This is a genomic window from Bacillus sp. EB106-02-03-XG38, assembly GCF_058792175.1.
Genome location: NZ_JBYTED010000006.1, coordinates 259068 through 277772 on the forward strand (window position 1 = coordinate 259068; position 18705 = coordinate 277772).

Genomic DNA, 18705 nt, shown 5'->3' on the forward strand with positions numbered 1-18705 from the left:
AATGAGCGGTGTTTTTTACAAGAATTTAGTTAGCATGCAAAAGGTATAAAAAAATCTTACTGTTGTAAGGTGAAATAAAAAACAGAAACTATGTTTAATAGTTTCTGTTTTTTATTTTTGTCAATTAAATGTAACAAACGATGATTATGATTTAAATCAATTGAAAATAATTCAATAAATTTTATGAATACAAATTTAATTGAAATGTGTGGTAGGAGGAAAAGAAATGCTAAATAAAATAATTTTAATTACTGGTGGTACAGGTTCGTGGGGACATGAACTTATAAAACAACTATTAGAAAAATCACCGAAAGAAATTAGGGTTTTTTCAAGAAATGAAACGATTCAGTTTGAAATGCAGCAACAGTTTATAAATGATGATAGATTAAAATTTATTATTGGAGATATTCGTGATAAAGATCAATTAGCATATGCTTGCCAAGGTGTACATTATGTATTCCATCTTGCAGCTTTAAAACATGTTCCAGTATGTGAGTATTATCCTTATGAAGCTATAAAAACCAATATACATGGTACACAAAATGTAATTGAAGCATCTATACAGATGCAAGTTGAGAAAGTTATATATGTTTCAACGGATAAAGCAGCCGATCCATCAAATACGTATGGGATGACAAAAGCAATTGGTGAGAAGTTAATGGTTCATGCGAATGTACAAACGAAGAAAACAAAATTCATTTGTATTCGTGGTGGAAATGTTTTAGGGACGAGCGGAAGTGTGGTACCACTGTTTAAAAAACAAATTAAAAAATCTTCACAAGTAGGGATTACCGATGCAAATATGACTAGATTTTTCTTAACGATTGAAGATGCTGTTGAATTGTTATTTAAAGCCGTATATCAAGGTAGAGGTGGAGAAATCTTTGTTATGAAAATGCCGGCATGTAAAATAACAGATTTAGCAGAAGTGTTAATTGAAGATTCGAAAAAGGAAAACGTGAAGGTAAAAGAAGTAGGGATAAGACCGGGTGAAAAATTAAGTGAAATGCTTTTATCTGAGGTAGAGAGTAAAACAAGTATAAGTTTTGATCAAAATTATTTTGTGGTACTACCGACTATTCCTATAGAAGGGCTTCAAGAATATTATGCTAGCTATCCGCTTGTGGATGTGAAGAGTTTTAGTTCTCAACAAGACGTACTTGCAAAACATGAGGTGAAACAAATGTTATTAAAAGGAGGGTTTTTACGATGAAAAAAAATGCGAGCCTTTTAATAACTGGTGCAAATGGTTTCACAGGACGCCATGCTTGCCAATATTTTTTAGAGCAGGGCTTTCATGTAATTCCTATGTTTCAAAATCGTGCACATAGAGAAAGTATTGGGAATGGTATTACTTGTAATTTAACTAATAAGAGCGAAGTAATGAGGGTAATGAAACAGATAAAGCCAGATTATGTATTGCATTTAGCAGGAAGGAATTCGGTCATAGAGTCTTGGACAGCTGCTCTTGAATATGTAGAGGTTAATGTAATAGGGACATTATATTTATTAGAAGCAATTAAGCAAGAAGCACCTCATTGTAGAACATTGGTTATAGGATCTGCTTTGCAAGCAGATTGTATGAGCAACATAAAAATTTCAAATCCATATAGTTTAAGTAAAACGATGCAAGTCATTATTGCAGAGGCGTGGAGTGAATTAATGAATTCAAATATTATCATTGCAAAGCCCACGAATTTAATTGGTCCAGGAATATCGAATGGCATTTGTTCGATTCTCGCAAAAAAAATGATAGATATAGAATCAGGTAGAAGTAAAGCTGTTATTGAAGTAAGCAGTTTACAAGATAGTAGGGATTTTTTAGATGTACGTGATGCGGTTAAAGCGTATCATGTGTTATTACGAGATGGAATAAATGGAAAACAATATAATATTGGTTCAGGAGTGAAACGATCTTTATTAGATGTACTAGAACAATATAAGGAGTTAACACGATTGAATTTTTTTATAGATGAAACAGAGAAAAGTGGGAGCGACTCAAAGGAGATTTTAGTAATAGAGGATATAAGAAGGTTAGGGTGGATCCCAGAAATTCAATTTCATCAATCATTAAAAGATGTACTTGAGTATGTGAAGTGTAGTGACATTTGCATTCAATGAAAAATAAAAAGGGTGTAAGAAATATATGAATGGCTATAAAACAATAGATAATCAAAATACGCTAGTTCTTTTAATTGTTGATATGCTGGACTGGAAAAATGAAGAAGAGCATGTTTTGCGTATTTATGAGGCGATAAATAAATATCGGGCTTATGTGGAAAGGAAAAAGGATGATAGGAAAAATCGAGTAATAGATATGGGAACTAGGCTTGTAATCCAAGTCTTTGCTCAGTATGAATGTAGTGAGTATGGAAATGATTTTTATGATCTCATTAAAGACTTTTTGCAAGATATAGGATTTGAATTAAATGTTTATATAAATAATAGTAAGTTTATTTACATTTAACAGATTAGTATAAAACAAGATTTTTAATGATAAAGGTGGATATAAATTATGAATAAAAAGATTCTCTTTACTGGGGGCGGTACAGCCGGACATGTAATGATTAATATGGTATTGATTCCTAAATTCATGGAAAAAGGATGGGGAGTTGAGTATATTGGATCTCAAAATGGAATTGAAAAACTATTAGTTCAAAATGTTAAATACAATAGTATTTCAACGGGGAAGCTTAGGAGATATTGGGATTGGGAGAACTTTAAAGATCCTTTTAAAATAATAAAAGGTTGCATACAAAGTTATAAATTAATGAAACGGATAAAACCAGATGTTATTTTTTCGGCAGGAGGATTTGTTTCCGTTCCTGTAGTAATAGGAGCGTGGATGAATAAAGTACCCGTAATAATACGTGAACCGGACAGTACGTTAGGATTAGCAAATAAAATAGTATTACCATTTACTACAAAACTATGCACAACATTTCCTCAGACAGGAGAAAATGTAAGTAATGAGAAAAAGGTTTATGTAGGACCAATTGTAAGAGAAGAAATTGAGAGAGGTAACGTATTGCGGGGAAGAAGCTATTGTAAATTTCAGCAAGATAAACCAGTATTGTTAATTATGGGTGGGAGTCAAGGTGCTCAATGGATAAATGATATGGTAAGGGGAAGTTTGGAAGCATTACTATTAAATTTTAATATTGTTCATATGTGTGGTAAAGGTAAGGTCGATTCATCTATTGGCATGGAGGGCTATATACAATTTGAATATGTAGGGGAAGAGTTGCCGCATATACTAAATATGGCGAGTGTTGTAGTTTCGAGAGCGGGTTCTACTGCTATTTCTGAATTACTATTCTTGAAGAAACCGATGTTGCTTATCCCGTTAACTAACAGTTCCAGTAGGGGAGATCAAGTTTTAAATGCTGAATATTTTTCTCGACAAGGATATGCAGAAGTTATATTTCAAGACAAAGTAAGTACGAATGCATTCATACATGCAGTAAATAAGTTGAATACAAATAAGGAGAGATACATTCAAAACATGAATGGCTATACGAAAACAAATGATGAGGGGATTCATCAATTAATAGATATAATAAATGAAGTGGTGAAGTAATAGAAATTTAAATAGAAAAAACAAAAGGAAAGAAGGTATCTTCTTTCCTTTTTACTATAGTTGTTCAAATTCATTATTACTTATCCCGATTAACTATGTACTATGGGTGAATCCCACTTTTTAATAGCTCAGTAAATGCATTAATATGAATAGGTTTACTATAATAGTAACCTTGAATAAACTTACATTTGTTTTTCTGAAGGAAAGTTACGTGTTCTTTCGTTTCTACCCCTTCAGCAATGACAGACATTTCTAATGTATGTGCCAATGTGATAATTGTTTTAATAATTTCCATTCCATCTTCACACGTTTCAGACATTGTAATAAACTCTCTTGGAATTTTTAATGTGTCTATTGGATATAAGGGTAAATACGCTAGTGATGAATAACCTGTACCAAAGTCGTCGATTGAAATGTGAACGCCTAAACTCTTTAGTGTGCGCAGTTTTATCAATGTTTCTCGCTCATCCATCATGGCAATTCGTTCTGTTAATTCAAGATCAAGAGAACTAGCTGGTAAGCCTGTATGTGCTAATGTAGCGGAAATAGACTTTACAAAATCTTCTTGTTCAAATTCTTTAGCAGATAAATTTACGCCTATTTTTAAATGAGAATATCCGAGTGCGTGCCAACGTTTCATTTGCTCACAGGCTTGCTGCAATGTCCATTTTCCTATTGGAATAATTTGTAGTGTTTCTTCTGCAATCGGAATAAACTCGTATGGAGAAATAACGCCTAATTCAGGATGATTCCACCTAATTAGAGCTTCTGCACCGATAATTTTATTAGATTCACTATCAACTTGAGGTTGATACAATAGGAACAATTCTTCATTTTGTATTGCATTTGGTAAATCTTTTTCTAATCGTAATCGTCTTTCAATTTTCTTAGCGATAACATCATCATAAATAGAGACAGAGTTAAGTTCTTTTGCTTTCGCATCATACATGGCAACATTAGCGTTTTTTAGAAGTGTAGCGGTATCGATTCCAGAATGTGGATAAATAGCGATGCCGATACTAAGTGATAAAGTTAATGTATGCTCGTGTATGACAAACGGTTTTTCTATGCTTTCAAATAATTGGTTACATAACTCGAATAAGGAATCTTTGTCAGTATAATTTTCAATTAAGATAGTAAACTCATCACCACCGATTCTTGATAGATGAGTATGCGATGGAAGACAGGATTGGAATCGCTTTGCTACTTCTTCTAATATGTAATCTCCTGACGAATGTCCAAGTGTATCATTAATTGCTTTAAAGCGATCTAAATCTAAGTATAATAATGCGAACTCACTGTCTGTAGTTTTAGCATTTTTTATAACTCTTTTTAATTTCTTATGGAAAAAGGCACGATTCCCAATTTTCGTTACAGTATCATGGAATGCTAAATATTTTATTTCTTCTTGCTGCTTTTTTAGTGCAGTAATATCTTTCACCATAATATAGCTTCCTGAAATTTGTCCGTCTATCATAATAGGGACGATGGTAACATATAAAAAATAAGTAAAGCCATCTTTATATTGAGAGCTAAGTTGTAAGGATGCCGATTCTTGTTGTTTCACTTTTTCTAATGCAGATGCTAGTTTATCTTTATCTTCTTCTAAAATAATCGAAAAACAAGTTTCACCGAGTAACTCATTCGTTGGTGCTCCCAGTAACATACTCCCAGCTTTATTTACATTTAAGAAGATTCCATGTAAATCAATCGTAAAAATAGGGTCAGGATGATATTCATATAGTGATCTGAACTTTTGTTGTTTTTGAGATAGAGCCTCTGATTTATAAACTAAATCAGAAGTTCGTAAAGTAACTTTTTCTTCTAGTTGAGCATTAAATGCCTGTAAACGTTTTGTTAGGGAATTGTTTTGTATACGTACAATAGAATGACGAATGAGTACGAAAATAAAAGTAATACAATTTCCTGTAATGAGAGTTGAAGATGCTGTTTGTTCTTTTAATGTAAACCCGATTAGTATTGCAACAGCAAGATAGGGAAATACAACTAAAGCTTTTTTTCCTATTATAGGGTTAACAATAAAATAATTTTTATGGCTATTATGATCTCCTGAAATAGATCCAGCTATTGCAATAAACAATATAGGTATTCTATATAAAAGACGTAATAATGTTATCGTTTCAGTTGATAAATGATTATTTAAGTAAAAATAAATATAGTTAAAAGTTGCAGAACTTATTAATACAAAAATAAAGATGTAAATTTTCCGTTTGGAATTAAAAATTGTTGGACGGAAAAAAAGACTAACACCTAGTAGAAGAAATAATAAATCTGCAATTGGATATAGAAATGAAAGGAAAACATCTCCTAGTGAAAGAGAGAATATATTTAAATTTGGTTGATTAAATAAATACCATTCCAATGTGAATATGGAAGTAAGTACGATGCATATATCACAAATAAAGAACGCTTTTTCCCATTTATCACATTCTTTTAAAATTTTATAGCAGAAAGCGATAAGACAGAAGAGTAGAAAAAACATGTAAAATACATCAGAAATAGTAAAACGATGTATTGGAATTTCGAAGAAGCTATCTTGATATGTATATACTATTTTCCCTAATAAAAAGCTACCGATTGCTATTGTGATACATATCCAAAACGGATTTGAACTAACTTTTTTAGAATATATAGAGTAAATGAGTGATACAAATGTAATGGCTTCAACGATAAGTGAAGCGAAGCGTACATCCGAATTTGAAAAATGAGTAGGGAACAGATAAAAAAATATAAAATAGATGGAATAGCATATCAATGTCGCAATTAATATACATAGTTGTAAATTTTTATTTAATTTCAATAAAATCACCTTCTTTAATTATGCACTTTATTCGTAATATCTATACATAATAATATTATTTAAGAATTGTATCAGATTTCCTTATAAAAATCATGTTTATAAGGAAAGTGTTGAAAAGTACAATACTTCTTAAAATTAAAAAAGTATTGTTTTTAATAATGTGTAGTTCATCAAGATTTTAAATTGGAATTGTATATTTAGTCATCTTTTGAATTCTATAGGTTTTTTAATAGTTCGCAAGTAAAAATGCATAATTGCATAAAGATAATACATTCAATTTTATATAAAATGTTTTTGTTATAAAGTATGAACTAAACTTTTGTATGTATTTATTCTCATACTAATGAGGGATTTCAAAAAGATGTTGCGTATATACAATAATACGTAAGCATGTATAAAATTTTTAGTATGGGAGGAAGAGCATGAAGAATTGGGTAAAGTTTCGAATAGCACGTCCAACTGACCGATTTGAAAAGGTTATAGAATTCTATGAAAAAGGATTAGGCTTAAAACGTATAAGTGAATTCTACAATCATGAAGGCTATGATGGGGTCATGTTTGGACTCCCAGAGGAAGAGTATCATTTAGAATTTACAAGACATATAGATGGGAGTCCTTGTCCAGCTCCGACAAAAGATAATTTACTCGTATTTTATATGGTTGAAGATAGTGAAATGAAAAAGGTGAGTAAAAGGCTACATGCATTGGGATATGATGAGGTTAAACCCGAAAACCCATACTGGAAAGACAAGGGGATAACGATAGAGGATCCAGATGGCTGGAGAATTGTGTTGATGAAATTAGAGGAATAATATGTAATGATGCTTGAAGTTCAAGTAGGAGGAAATATGTATGAGGGCTTTCTTTTGAGGGGATACACTCATGGAAAGCTCTTTTGTTTATAATCTGAAAAATAAAATTTGAAATTATGTTCCGAAAAATCATAAAATAAGAACGTATATTCCTATTGGTTTGAGAGGAGTGTCTGTAAAGATGAAGAGAACACTAGGGGGCTTTTTTTATGATATGCCGGATTAAGGATGCAGAAATATATTATGAAATCATTGGCGAAGGAAAGCCAGTCATTATTATACATGGCTGTGCACCTGATCATAGGTTAATGAAGAGATGCATGGAATCAGTATTTCAAAAACATAAAGGTCACCAAAGAATATATATTGATTTACCTGGAATGGGAAAATCGAATGCTCCAGATTGGATAAATGGTTCAGATCATATGTTAGAACTGTTAATTGCATGTATTGAAGAAATCATTCCAACTAAAAACTTTTTATTAGTAGGGGAGTCCTATGGTGGATATTTAGCTAGAGGTATACTCACAAAGCTGTTTGAAAGAGTTAATGGATTACTATTAGTATGTCCTGTTGTTGTAGCGGAGCAAGAAAAAAGGTCTTGCCCGAATAAACAGGTAATTGTACAAGATAAAGAGTTTTTAAATACACTAACTTCCACTGATAGAGAAGAGTTTTGCGAGTTAGCAGTAGTCGCGAATGAATATACATATACGAGATTTAAAGAGGAGATTAAGCCGGGACTAGATATTGCTAATTATGAATTTATTGAAAGGTTGCAACAGAATTACTCTCTTACTATGAATTTTCATCATAAGAAATACAAGAAACCCGTTCTTTTATTAGCCGGCAGACAAGATATATCGGTAGGTTATCAAGATATTATAGAAATTATTGATGATTATCCAAGAGCGACATTAGCGGTGTTAGATATGGCAGGACATAATTTACAAATTGAACAACCTGAAGTATTCGAGAGTTTAGTAGGCGAGTGGATTAGACGAACAAATCAACAAAGTATATAAAAGACGAATGAATATTTTCAAGGAGGAATTATGAGTACATATATCTATATGGTTAGACATGGGGAATCACCAAAATTAGAAGGAAATGAAAGAACGCGTGGATTAACTGAGAAGGGAAGTTTAGATGCTCATAGAGTAACTGACATATTAAAAACAGAGGGAATCGATACTTTCATTTCAAGTCCGTATAAGAGGGCTGTGTTAACGATAGAAAAAGCAGCTGATTTCTATGAAAAAGAAATAGTAGTATATATGAAAATCTCAAAGAGTGTATGTTTTCAAATGAGGATCAGATTATATCAGATAAAGAGGTATATCCACTTGTAAAGAAGATGTTCGTAAATCAGGATTTTACACTAACGGAAGGAGAGTCATATGCCGATTGTCAGAGGAGAGTAGTAAAAGTATTAAAGGAAATATTAATGGATTTTCGGGGGCAAAAAATTGTAGTTGGTACACATGGGCTTGTCATGACATTAATGATGAACTATTTCGATAAACAATATGGTTTTGAATTTTTAATGCATACATCAAAGCCTGACATATATAAGTTGGAATTTAAAGATGAGCAATTCATGAATGTAGAAAGATTATGGATAGGAGAGAGAAAGAACCTTTATCAACTATTTTTAGAATCTTAAATCAATAAGTAATTATTCAGTTTCTGAATAATATGATTAGAAGTTGGTTTAAGGAAACAATTTTAAATGTGACAAAACTCCAAACGTTGGATTTCTATTCAATTGACAAAAAAGATGTAGAATTTTGTCTTACGGTCCCCGTTTACTTTTCATTTTATTACATATAGGCTTTGTGGTGTAAGGGGGACATTACCTTTACTCTAAATCTATAAGGAGGTCATTGTAATGAAAAAGATTAAAAAGTTTGCGGGAGTTGCTTTAGCGGGGACGATTGGATTAAGTGGACTACTGTTTTTAGAACCAAGTGTAAGTGCTGCGGAAGCGCAGCAAGTGAAAGAGGAGAATTTCAATACAATTGATGTATCGATGAATCTAAATGAATTATATGTATTAAGTGGCAGAAGCATTGATGTTCTTTCTGGAGATAAAGAAGCAATTCAGCTAAATAAATATACAGTTACTTTTAGTAAACCAGGAAAGTATGTTATTAGGGTAAATGGTTGTATTTATGACGATGTATATACTTTTATTGTGAATGAGTAGTATATATTCTTAAATTGTGAGATGAAAAAGAAACACCCTATTTGCGGTGAGAATCGTAAATAGGGTGAATTGATTTGTATTAAACCGTACTTTAAATATGTTCGCCAATTTTCTTTTTGCTATGTAAAGTAAGTAAAAGTGTTTGAAACATCTTAAATGATTGCTGAAAGATTGGACTTTGAATAAAGGTATACAGAAAAGTTACGATGAAAACAGGACCTCCTAGCATAAATCCAATAATTAGTACAACGCATTCTACAATGATACGCGCACGGCTAATAGACAGTCCTGTTTTGTCGGAAATAGTAAGCATGAATCCATCGCGAGGCCCAGCACCAATCCCAGCCGCAACGTACATTCCTCCCCCAATCCCTGTAATTGTAATACCAGCAAATAAAATGAGTAAGTTTATCCATAAATAATTACTAGCGTTTGGAAGAATATTTGATTGTAAGAAAAAGTCCATAATGGGACCGATAAGTAGTGCGTTTAAAAATGTACCCACATTTATATACTTTCGATCTACTAATAAAGAAATGAGAACGAGACATAGGCCACATATAACACTCCACGTACCAATGGTCCATCCAAACCGTTGGTAGAGAGCCATGTTTAAAACTTCCCAAGGATGTAAACCGAGAAATTTAACTTTGACTGCAAGAGCATTTCCAAGGCCGAAAAAAATTAATCCTAAGAAAAAAAGAAAATAGCGAAAGAGAGTTAGCCTCATCTAAAAACCTCCCATATTATATAATTATGTATATTACATGTAAGAGTTTTAATGTACAAATATTACGACTTTTTATCTGTTATTTAAAATTTTAAAAATACAAATGAAATATATATTCGCAGTCAAAAAAGTTAAAATATTTCGTTTGAAGGATTATAATAGAGAAAGAAATATAAAAGGGAGTGAGCGAGTTTGAAACAAGAACTTATTGAAAGATTTACGAGATATGTAAAAATTGATACGCAATCAAATGAAGAAAGTCATACAGTACCAACAACACCTGGACAAATTGAATTTGGTAAGTTATTAGTGGAAGAGCTAAAAGAAATTGGGTTAACAGAAGTAACGATGGATGATAACGGTTATGTAATGGCAACACTTCCTGCTAATACGGATAAGGATGTTCCTGTAATCGGCTTTTTAGCACATTTAGATACGGCAACAGACTTCACAGGGAAAAACGTAAAACCACAAATTCATGAAAATTTTGATGGCAATGCGATTACGTTAAATGAAGAGCTAAATGTTGTATTAACGCCAGAACAGTTTCCAGAATTACCATCATATAAAGGACATACGATTATTACAACGGATGGTACGACACTTTTAGGAGCAGATGATAAGGCTGGTCTTACAGAAATTATGGTTGCAATGAACTATTTAATACATAATCCGCAAATTAAGCACGGGAAAATTAGAGTGGCATTTACGCCGGATGAAGAAATTGGTCGTGGACCAGCGCATTTTGATGTAGAAGCATTTGGTGCATCATGTGCATATACGATGGATGGAGGCCCATTAGGTGGTTTAGAGTATGAAAGTTTTAATGCTGCAGGCGCTAAATTAATGTTTAACGGAACGAATACGCATCCTGGAACAGCGAAAAATAAAATGCGTAACGCAACTAAACTTGCGATGGAGTTTAATAGCTATTTACCAGTAGAAGAGGCACCGGAATATACTGAGGGCTATGAAGGATTCTATCATTTACTTTCATTAAATGGTGATGTTGAGCAAAATAAAGCGTATTATATTATTCGAGATTTTGATCGTGAAAATTTTGAAGCACGCAAACATAACGTTGAAAATATTGTGAAGCAAATGCAAGAGAAGTATGGACAAGATGCAGTCGTTTTAGAAATGAATGATCAATACTATAACATGCTTGAAAAAATCGAACCAGTGAGAGAAATTGTTGATATTGCATATGAAGCGATGAAAAGTTTAAATATCGAACCAAACATTCATCCGATTCGTGGTGGAACAGATGGATCACAATTATCGTATATGGGATTACCAACGCCGAATATTTTCACAGGTGGTGAAAACTATCACGGTAAATTTGAGTATGTTTCGGTTGATGTTATGGAAAAAGCTGTTCAAGTTATTATAGAGATTGCAAGACGATTTGAAGAACAAGCTTAAAAAAGAACCAAGTAGTGCAAATGTACTACTTGGTTTTTTAGTATAATAATCGCCACAAATAAAAAGTTGCGTAAGACTCCCAGTTGGTCCAATTTGTCGCAAAATCTTTTATTTCCTGTTTAGTCGGTTTACTTTCGGAACTTGTTACATATTTAATTGCATTGTGCAAACCAACATCGTCAATTGGAAAAGCGGAAGGAAATCGTAAACAGCGCATTAAAACATAGTTGGCAGTCCAAGGTCCTATACCATGTATAGCAGTTAATCTTTTTTCAGCTTGTTTCACGTCTTGTATTTGCAGTAAAGATTCTTTTGATAGTTTTCCTTCTGTAATAAGCTTTGCAATACCGATTAAATATTCACATTTTCTAGTCGTCATTTTTAAATTTTTGAGATCTTCTACATGTAAATTGGCAATCGTTTCAGGAGAAGGGAATATCCAATGTTTTCTATCATTCCACTCTACATAATTTCCGTAGTGTTCGACTAATCGTCTTTTTAGTGTATAAGCATATGTGAGGTTAATTTGCTGGCCGATAATTCCCCAGGAAAGTGCTTCAAATAAGTCTGGAATACCTAAAGTACGAAGGCCATAATATTGTTCAACTGTTCTTTGAAGAAGTGCATCATGTTTAGCTAATGTATAAAAGGGAGCTAAATTAGTAGTTAAATCAAACCACTCTATCACATAGTTAGCTACAGCTTCGTGTATCGATTCTTTAGATGTATATAATTCTTCTAAAAAACGTATTTGAATATATCCATCCGTATTCATACTAATTTCAACTAAAGGATTTACATCTTGAACAGGGATAACTTTGTAAATTTTGTTATTTTCAATGTGAAACATACATTCATTGTTAGAGCGTGATAGATAGCGTACATTTTCTTGGAAACTAAATTCTGTTGGAACTGCTAAAGTTAATGTGCTAGTATATTTTGCTGTCATATGCATTCTACCTGCGAATTTTCTAATGTAAGCAACTCTTTTTTCATTTCTAATCCACCTCTAAATCCGGTTAGTTTCCCATTCTTCCCTATAACACGATGGCAAGGAATTGTAATGAGAAGAGGGTTGGCAGCAATAGCGGTAGCAACGGCACGCACAGCAGTAGGTTTTTGTATTGTTTCAGCAATATCTGAATAAGAATATGTCTTCCCATAAGGAATTTCACGTACCGCATTCCAAACAGTTAATTGAAAGTCAGTACCGTAAGCATCGATAGAGAATGTAAAAGTCTCTCGCTTGCTCTCTAAATACTCGATAATTTCTTTCTTATATGCTTGTAGATAATCGGGATTACAGATCAATATATGTTGTGGCAATTTTTTTCTAGCCCATATATTTAATTCTTCAAAGTTGTCGTCTTGCGAGCCGATGAAACATAGTCCATTTTCAGTTGCAGCGATATGAAAATGCCAATTCTTATGTGTAAGTAGCGTCCAATACATAAATTTATTGTTGCAGGAATTCATTATTGTATCCCTCTTTCATTTCGTTCTTTTTTCGATACTCAGTAGGAGTAAATCCGGTTTTCTTTTTAAATAAAGTTGCAAAATACTCGGGGTTTTCTAGCCCGATAGCAGTACTAATTTCTTTAATGGATTGATTTGTTTGTAAAAGGTGTTCTGTCGCTTTAACAATCCTGAACTGTTGTATATATTCTATTGGACTTATTCCCATCGTTTTTTTGAAAGTGCGTTGTAAATGAAAGGGGCTACCATGGCACATTTCCGCAAGTATGTCGAGAGTTAATAATTCATTGAAGTGTTTTTCAATATAATCTTTAATTTGTTTTACCCACTCTTCATTAGGTAAAGTTAGTCCATTTGGCTTACAACGTTTGCACGGGCGAAAGTTTTCACTTAATGCTTGCTCTGCATGATGAAAAATTCGTACATTGTTTCTATTCGGTATTCTTGATTTGCATGACGGTCTACAAAAGATTCTGGTTGATTTCACGGCATAAAAGAATTTGCTATCATAGGAAGAATCATTCTGAATAATTGCTTGCCAATGCTCATTTGTTAACGTAATTCCTTTATTGTGCAAAGAACATCACCTCTGAAATTAGTATAACCTGAATAAAGTGCGTATGTATGTATTCACAAATGTAAGAGCAAGATTACAAAGGTGAAAATATGATTGTTTTTCTATTTTGTGATAGCATGAAATTTGGAAATAAACATCAAGAGGAGGGCTATAAGTGAAGTTAATTTCATGGAATGTAAATGGCTTGCGAGCTGTTATCGCAAAAGGTGGATTTTTAGAATATCTTGAGGAATCAAGTGCTGATATATTTTGTCTACAAGAGATTAAATTACAAGATGGACAAATTGATTTAAATCCAGAGGGATATTATACATACTGGAATTATGCCATGAAAAAAGGTTATTCAGGAACAGCTATTTTCACGAAAAAAGAACCGCTTTCTGTTACATACGGTTTAGGTATGGAAGAGCATGATCAAGAAGGACGAGTTATCACTTTAGAATTCGAAGATTTTTATATGATCACGTTATATACGCCAAACTCAAAACGTGGATTAGAACGATTAGATTACAGAATGAAATGGGAAGATGATTTCAGGGCTTATATTAAGCAATTAGATGAAAAAAAGCCAGTTGTTTTTTGCGGAGATTTAAATGTTGCTCATAAAGAAATCGATTTAAAAAATCCAAAAAGTAATCGTAAAAACCCTGGATTCTCTGATGAGGAACGAGAGAAATTCACACGTATTTTAGAAGAAGGATTTGTTGATACATATCGTTATCTGTATCCTGATCAGGAAGGTGCATATTCGTGGTGGTCGTATCGTATGGGAGCGAGAGCAAAAAATATTGGATGGCGTTTAGATTATTTTGTTGTTTCTGAAAGAATAAAAGAAAAAATAACAGAGGCGAAAATTAATAGTGAAGTGATGGGATCAGACCATTGCCCAGTTGAATTACATATAAATTTCTAAAAAAAGAAGTATCTCCCTGATAATAGGAGGTACTTCTTTTTTGATTCAGTTTGTTAAAATTTTTCAAATCATTCTTGAAATTATTTCGTATTAAATATATACTTAGTAACGATAATCATTATCAATGAAAAAGGTTATCAAAGGATGAGGTGTAAAAGAATTATAGCTTAGGGGAAGTGAACGAGAATGAGTTCTGGATAGAATTATTAATCTAATGAAATATATATGTAAGACAAGTTTCATATAGTTAAATTTTATTAAGAATATTGTTTGAAAATTCGAGAGGAGATATATAAAGATGAATAAGAAGTTATTTACATTAGGGATGGTTACAGTTTTAAGTGTAGGACTAGCAGCATGTAATAGTACGGATAAGACTTCAGGAGAGCAAAAGCAACAGACAAAAGCTACAGAAACGAAAATAGACGAAAAAAGAAAAATTACATATTTAGGTAAAGAATATACAGTACCAGCAAAAGTAGATAAAATTGCAACAGCTAGTTTAGAGTCAATGGAAGATGCGGCAGTACTTGGAATTAAACCAGTAGGTGCCATTACTGTAGGTGGTAAATTACCGAAGTATCTTGAAAAAGATTTAGAAGGTGCGAAATCTGTTGGTGAGAAAATGCAACCAAATTTCGAAACATTACTTCAATTGAAACCAGATGTTATTACATCAAGTACGAAATTCCCAGCAGAAACAGCTGAAAAGTTTACGAAAGTAGCTCCTACATTCCCGGTATCACACGTTTCAACAAATTGGGAAGATAACTTAAAGTTAATGGGAGAATTAACTGGTAAAAAAGATAAAGCAGAAAAAATTATTAAAGATTACAATTCAGACGCTGAAAAGGCAAAAGCAAAACTAGGAGATAAGTTAAAAGATAAAAAAGTACTTGTTATTAGACTAAGAGCAAACGAATTATTCCTATATCCAGAAGGAGTATACTTCAACCCTGTAATTTATAAAGATCTTGGGCTAACTGCTCCAGAACAATTGAAAACTGTAAAAGCACAAGAGAAAATTTCATTTGAAAAACTTGCTGAACTTAACCCAGATTATATTTTCTTACAATATGAGACAACTGAAAATAAAAATCCGAAAGTATTAGAAGAAATTGAAAGTAATCCAATTTGGCAAAGTATGAATGCTGCGAAGGAAAAGAAAGTATTTGTAAACGTTGTAGACCCAATGGCACAAGGTGGTACTGCTTGGAGTAAAACAGCATTCTTAAAAGAAGCAGTGAAAAATTTATCTAAATAATACAATAAGTAAGGTGCGTTGAATGATATGCAGAAAACAAATGCAGTACCAGTGACTATATTATGTATAGCACCCATACTCATCTTATTTACAGTTATACTTTCTATTTTGTATGGGGCCAAAAGTATTGATGCTGAAACAGTGTGGAACGCATTATTTCATTTTGATTCAAGTGATGTAAATCATAATATTATTATTACTTCACGTTTACCAAGGGTAGTTGCAGCTCTTTTAGTCGGAGCATTTCTAGCCATATCAGGAGCACTTATGCAGGGGATGACAAGAAACTATCTTGCATCCCCTTCTATTATGGGTGTGACGGATGGGGCAGCTTTTGTTATTACACTTTGTATGATTTTTCTTCCGGGAATGTCATCAATTGGTATGGTTGTATGTTCAATGATTGGCTCTGCACTAGGAGCCGGTATCGTATTTGGTTTTGGTTCGCTCCTTCAAAATGGCTTATCACCAGTTAGGTTAGCGATTATCGGAACAGTTATTGGAACATTTTTAAGCAGTGTATCGGCCGCGATGGCTTCGTATTTCCAAATTTCTCAAAATGTTAGTTTTTGGTTCAATGCAAAGTTAGACCAAGTGGACCCTAATATCATTAAAATCACGATACCGTTTGGAATAATTGGAATAATTTTAGCATTGTTAATATCAAAATCTATTACCATTCTCTCTTTAGGCGAAGAAGTTTCTATTAATTTAGGGCAGCGTACAAAACTAGTTAAAGCGATGTCTATTTTATCAGTTATTTTCTTAACAGGAACGGCAGTTGCTTTAGTAGGGAAAGTTGGTTTTGTAGGTTTAATTATCCCACACATTACTCGATTTATAATTGGGGTAGATTATAAGTGGATATTGCCATGTGCAGGCGTTATTGGTGGAGTTTTCTTAGCATTATGTGACGTTTTGAGTAGATTTGTAAACTATCCATTTGAAACACCAATTGGAGTCGTTACCTCCTTAATTGGAATTCCTTTCTTCCTTTATTTAATCCGTACAAGAGGAGGAGAGAGACATGCTTAAAAGTCCAAGTCAACGTTTCGGAATGACGATGGGGATTATTATATTTTTAATACTATGTGCTATTTATATTAGTTTAACGAATGGTACGTTTGATATTACGATTACAGATGTATTTAAAACACTCTTTAGAATAGATCCAGTACCAGATCATGATTTAGTTATTTTTGAGTTTCGTCTTCCACGCATTGTAATTGCTGGATTAGTAGGATTAGGTCTAGGCGTTGCAGGTGCTGTAATTCAAGGGATTACGAGAAATGGACTGGCAGACCCAGGTATTTTAGGAGTAAATGCCGGAGCAGGAACAGCAATCGTCATCTTTATGTTTTTCTTTCAAGGACAATTAAAGAGCACAGACTGGATGTCTATTATGATGATGCCAATGTTTGGTTTAGTCGGCGGATTAGGTGCAGCTATTATCATTTATCTGTTTTCTTGGAAAAACGGTAAGTTAGATTCACAGCGTCTTTTATTAACAGGGATTGCGATTGGATCAGGATTTGGGGCATTTTCTATGTACCTATCACTCAAAATGAAGTCAACTGATTTCGAGATGGCTGCAGTTTGGGTGTCAGGAAGTATATATAATGCAAACTGGAAGTATATTATTGCAATGTTGCCGTGGCTTATCATATTAATTCCGCTTATACAAAAGAAAGCTTATTTATTAGATTTATTTCAATTGGAAGAAACGAGTATTACAAGTTTAGGAGTTTCAGTAGAAAGAGAGAAATCTATTTTACTACTAAGTAGTATCGGACTTGTGAGCGCTTGTGTTGCAGTTTCAGGAAGTATCGGTTTCATTGGACTAATGGCACCGCATATAGCGAAAAGACTTGTCGGTATTCAGCATAAGCATATTATTCCTACGTGCGGGGTAATTGGAATGTTCCTTGTAATTGTTTCAGATTTTATTGCAAAAACAGTTTTCACACCTGTAGAGTTACCAGTTGGAATCGTTATTTCTATTGTCGGTGTACCGTATTTCTTATATTTACTTTATAAGGCGAAAGCGTAAGAGGAGGAATAAAAGTGAGTATTTTAAGTGCAAAAAATTTAGAAACGAGCTATGAAAAGCTTACAGTGTTTCGCGATTTAAATGTGGAAATACAAGAAGGAAAAGTAACGACAATTATAGGACCAAACGGGTGCGGTAAATCGACATTGTTAAAAACAATGGGAAGAATTTTAAAGCAAAAGAGCGGTAAAGTATATTTACAAGGACAGGATTTAAATACAATTCCAACGAAAGAAATTGCGAAGCAGTTAGCTTTACTACCGCAAACTCCAATTGCGCCAGGAGAGCTTAAAGTAGAAGAATTAATTTCTTATGGACGCTATCCACATCGAAATAACGTAAATAAGTTAACTTCAAAAGATAAAGAGATGATTGATTGGGCATTAGATATTACAAAAACTTCTGAATTTCGAACGAGACAAATAGCAAATCTATCTGGTGGGCAAAGACAAAAGGTATGGCTAGCAATGGCTTTAGCGCAAGAGACAGAAGTGTTACTACTAGATGAACCAACGACATATCTTGATATGTCTCATCAATTAGATGTATTACAAATTGTGGAGAAGTTAAATAAAGAACATAATTGTACGGTCGTAATGGTACTACACGATATTAACCATGCAGCAAGGTTTTCAGATGAGATTATTGCAATGAAGGAAGGGGAAATCGTTACAACGGGTAGCCCAGAAGAAATCATTACAAATGAAGTGTTAAAAGAAGTATTTCATATTGATGCACGTGTCATGATTGATCCGTATAATGGGTCTCCAGTTTGTTTTGGCTACGATAGCGTTGCACTTCAAGAAGAGAAAGTAGAAATATATGTAACGAGTTAAGGAGGGGGGATA

Annotated in this window: 18 protein-coding genes and 1 pseudogene; 14 read left to right on the forward strand and 5 right to left on the reverse strand. The window is 33.1% G+C overall.

The features are described from left to right. Nucleotides 1-226: 226 nt before the first annotated feature. The 4 genes from AC3WTI_RS24050 to murG are packed head-to-tail and all read left to right on the forward strand — an operon-like array spanning nt 227 to nt 3580. Complete coding sequence (locus AC3WTI_RS24050; RefSeq protein ID WP_087958655.1) at nt 227-1213, forward strand: UDP-N-acetylglucosamine 4,6-dehydratase family protein; 987 nt, start codon at nt 227-229, stop codon at nt 1211-1213. Beyond that, a complete protein-coding gene (locus AC3WTI_RS24055; protein WP_097840520.1) occupies nt 1210-2121 on the forward strand; it encodes an SDR family oxidoreductase in 912 nt (303 codons plus the stop codon). The genes AC3WTI_RS24050 and AC3WTI_RS24055 overlap by 4 nt, the downstream gene beginning before the upstream one ends. A gap of 25 nt (nt 2122-2146) precedes the next feature. Continuing rightward, nucleotides 2147-2467 carry a DUF6572 domain-containing protein gene (locus AC3WTI_RS24060; RefSeq protein ID WP_097840519.1) on the forward strand — a complete coding sequence of 107 codons (321 nt, stop codon included), beginning with the start codon at nt 2147-2149 and terminating at the stop codon, nt 2465-2467. A gap of 48 nt (nt 2468-2515) precedes the next feature. Further along, on the forward strand, nt 2516-3580 hold the full coding sequence (murG, locus tag AC3WTI_RS24065) for an undecaprenyldiphospho-muramoylpentapeptide beta-N-acetylglucosaminyltransferase (protein ID WP_253621638.1): 1065 nt from the start codon (nt 2516-2518) through the stop codon (nt 3578-3580). A gap of 100 nt (nt 3581-3680) precedes the next feature. On the opposite strand, the gene AC3WTI_RS24070 is transcribed toward murG, so the two are convergent. After that, on the reverse strand, nt 3681-6401 hold the full coding sequence (locus AC3WTI_RS24070) for a sensor domain-containing phosphodiesterase (protein WP_142286751.1): 2721 nt from the start codon (nt 6399-6401) through the stop codon (nt 3681-3683). A gap of 422 nt (nt 6402-6823) precedes the next feature. On the opposite strand from AC3WTI_RS24070, the gene AC3WTI_RS24075 reads away from it, so the two are divergent. The 4 genes and pseudogenes from AC3WTI_RS24075 (at nt 6824) to AC3WTI_RS24090 (ending at nt 9422) form a co-directional block, all read left to right on the forward strand. Further along, a complete protein-coding gene (locus AC3WTI_RS24075) occupies nt 6824-7213 on the forward strand; it encodes a VOC family protein (RefSeq protein ID WP_097840517.1) in 390 nt (129 codons plus the stop codon). 209 nt (nt 7214-7422) lie between these two features. Then, on the forward strand, nt 7423-8238 hold the full coding sequence (locus AC3WTI_RS24080) for an alpha/beta fold hydrolase (RefSeq protein WP_097840516.1): 816 nt from the start codon (nt 7423-7425) through the stop codon (nt 8236-8238). 30 nt (nt 8239-8268) lie between these two features. Then, nucleotides 8269-8879, forward strand: a pseudogene (locus AC3WTI_RS24085) (histidine phosphatase family protein). Between the two features lie 225 nt (nt 8880-9104). Further along, the gene (locus tag AC3WTI_RS24090) at nt 9105-9422 is read left to right on the forward strand and encodes a hypothetical protein (protein ID WP_087958663.1); all 318 of its coding nucleotides are present in this window, start codon (nt 9105-9107) and stop codon (nt 9420-9422) included. Between the two features lie 91 nt (nt 9423-9513). Here the strand turns inward: AC3WTI_RS24090 and AC3WTI_RS24095 are convergent, their stop codons facing one another. Further along, on the reverse strand, nt 9514-10152 hold the full coding sequence (locus tag AC3WTI_RS24095; RefSeq protein ID WP_492304467.1) for a YczE/YyaS/YitT family protein: 639 nt from the start codon (nt 10150-10152) through the stop codon (nt 9514-9516). A gap of 192 nt (nt 10153-10344) precedes the next feature. On the opposite strand from AC3WTI_RS24095, the gene pepT reads away from it, so the two are divergent. Then, nucleotides 10345-11577, forward strand: coding sequence for a peptidase T (gene pepT / locus AC3WTI_RS24100; protein WP_097840515.1), 1233 nt, complete (start codon nt 10345-10347; stop codon nt 11575-11577). A 37-nt stretch (nt 11578-11614) separates the two neighbouring features. Here the strand turns inward: pepT and AC3WTI_RS24105 are convergent, their stop codons facing one another. The 3 genes from AC3WTI_RS24105 to AC3WTI_RS24115 are packed head-to-tail and all read right to left on the reverse strand — an operon-like array spanning nt 11615 to nt 13630. Next, on the reverse strand, nt 11615-12526 hold the full coding sequence (locus tag AC3WTI_RS24105; protein WP_087958666.1) for a DNA-3-methyladenine glycosylase family protein: 912 nt from the start codon (nt 12524-12526) through the stop codon (nt 11615-11617). Then, nucleotides 12523-13053 (reverse strand): methylated-DNA--[protein]-cysteine S-methyltransferase, encoded by a 531-nt coding sequence (locus tag AC3WTI_RS24110; protein WP_087958667.1) that lies wholly within the window; start codon nt 13051-13053, stop codon nt 12523-12525. Before AC3WTI_RS24110 ends, AC3WTI_RS24105 begins: the two co-directional genes overlap by 4 nt. Beyond that, nucleotides 13034-13630, reverse strand: coding sequence for a bifunctional transcriptional activator/DNA repair enzyme AdaA (locus AC3WTI_RS24115; protein ID WP_097840513.1), 597 nt, complete (start codon nt 13628-13630; stop codon nt 13034-13036). Before AC3WTI_RS24115 ends, AC3WTI_RS24110 begins: the two co-directional genes overlap by 20 nt. A gap of 154 nt (nt 13631-13784) precedes the next feature. Here AC3WTI_RS24115 and AC3WTI_RS24120 point away from each other — a divergent pair, with 154 nt between their 5' ends. The 5 genes from AC3WTI_RS24120 to AC3WTI_RS24140 all read left to right on the forward strand — a co-directional run bounded on the left by AC3WTI_RS24120 (nt 13785) and on the right by AC3WTI_RS24140 (nt 18693). Beyond that, nucleotides 13785-14543, forward strand: coding sequence for an exodeoxyribonuclease III (locus AC3WTI_RS24120; protein ID WP_087958669.1), 759 nt, complete (start codon nt 13785-13787; stop codon nt 14541-14543). Between the two features lie 298 nt (nt 14544-14841). Next, complete coding sequence (locus tag AC3WTI_RS24125; RefSeq protein WP_097840512.1) at nt 14842-15807, forward strand: iron-hydroxamate ABC transporter substrate-binding protein; 966 nt, start codon at nt 14842-14844, stop codon at nt 15805-15807. Between the two features lie 27 nt (nt 15808-15834). Continuing rightward, complete coding sequence (locus AC3WTI_RS24130) at nt 15835-16842, forward strand: FecCD family ABC transporter permease (RefSeq protein ID WP_087958670.1); 1008 nt, start codon at nt 15835-15837, stop codon at nt 16840-16842. Continuing rightward, entirely contained in the window at nt 16835-17857 is a 1023-nt protein-coding gene (locus tag AC3WTI_RS24135; RefSeq protein ID WP_087958671.1) for a FecCD family ABC transporter permease, read from the forward strand. Before AC3WTI_RS24130 ends, AC3WTI_RS24135 begins: the two co-directional genes overlap by 8 nt. 14 nt (nt 17858-17871) lie before the next feature. After that, nucleotides 17872-18693, forward strand: a complete 822-nt coding sequence (locus tag AC3WTI_RS24140) for an ABC transporter ATP-binding protein (protein ID WP_046956533.1) — start codon at nt 17872-17874, stop codon at nt 18691-18693. Nucleotides 18694-18705 lie beyond the last annotated feature (12 nt).

Bases quoted from the DNA above. Each gene is read 5' to 3' on its own strand.
- AC3WTI_RS24050 (WP_087958655.1), top strand. From the start codon at position 227: ATGCTAAATAAAATAATTTTAATTACTGGTGGTACAGGTTCGTGGGGA.
- AC3WTI_RS24055 (WP_097840520.1), top strand. From the start codon at position 1,210: ATGAAAAAAAATGCGAGCCTTTTAATAACTGGTGCAAATGGTTTCACA.
- AC3WTI_RS24060 (WP_097840519.1), top strand. From the start codon at position 2,147: ATGAATGGCTATAAAACAATAGATAATCAAAATACGCTAGTTCTTTTA.
- murG (WP_253621638.1), top strand. From the start codon at position 2,516: ATGAATAAAAAGATTCTCTTTACTGGGGGCGGTACAGCCGGACATGTA.
- AC3WTI_RS24075 (WP_097840517.1), top strand. From the start codon at position 6,824: ATGAAGAATTGGGTAAAGTTTCGAATAGCACGTCCAACTGACCGATTT.
- AC3WTI_RS24080 (WP_097840516.1), top strand. From the start codon at position 7,423: ATGATATGCCGGATTAAGGATGCAGAAATATATTATGAAATCATTGGC.
- AC3WTI_RS24090 (WP_087958663.1), top strand. From the start codon at position 9,105: ATGAAAAAGATTAAAAAGTTTGCGGGAGTTGCTTTAGCGGGGACGATT.
- AC3WTI_RS24095 (WP_492304467.1), bottom strand. From the start codon at position 10,152: ATGAGGCTAACTCTCTTTCGCTATTTTCTTTTTTTCTTAGGATTAATT.
- AC3WTI_RS24105 (WP_087958666.1), bottom strand. From the start codon at position 12,526: ATGACAGCAAAATATACTAGCACATTAACTTTAGCAGTTCCAACAGAA.
- AC3WTI_RS24110 (WP_087958667.1), bottom strand. From the start codon at position 13,053: ATGAATTCCTGCAACAATAAATTTATGTATTGGACGCTACTTACACAT.
- AC3WTI_RS24125 (WP_097840512.1), top strand. From the start codon at position 14,842: ATGAATAAGAAGTTATTTACATTAGGGATGGTTACAGTTTTAAGTGTA.
- AC3WTI_RS24130 (WP_087958670.1), top strand. From the start codon at position 15,835: ATGCAGAAAACAAATGCAGTACCAGTGACTATATTATGTATAGCACCC.
- AC3WTI_RS24135 (WP_087958671.1), top strand. From the start codon at position 16,835: ATGCTTAAAAGTCCAAGTCAACGTTTCGGAATGACGATGGGGATTATT.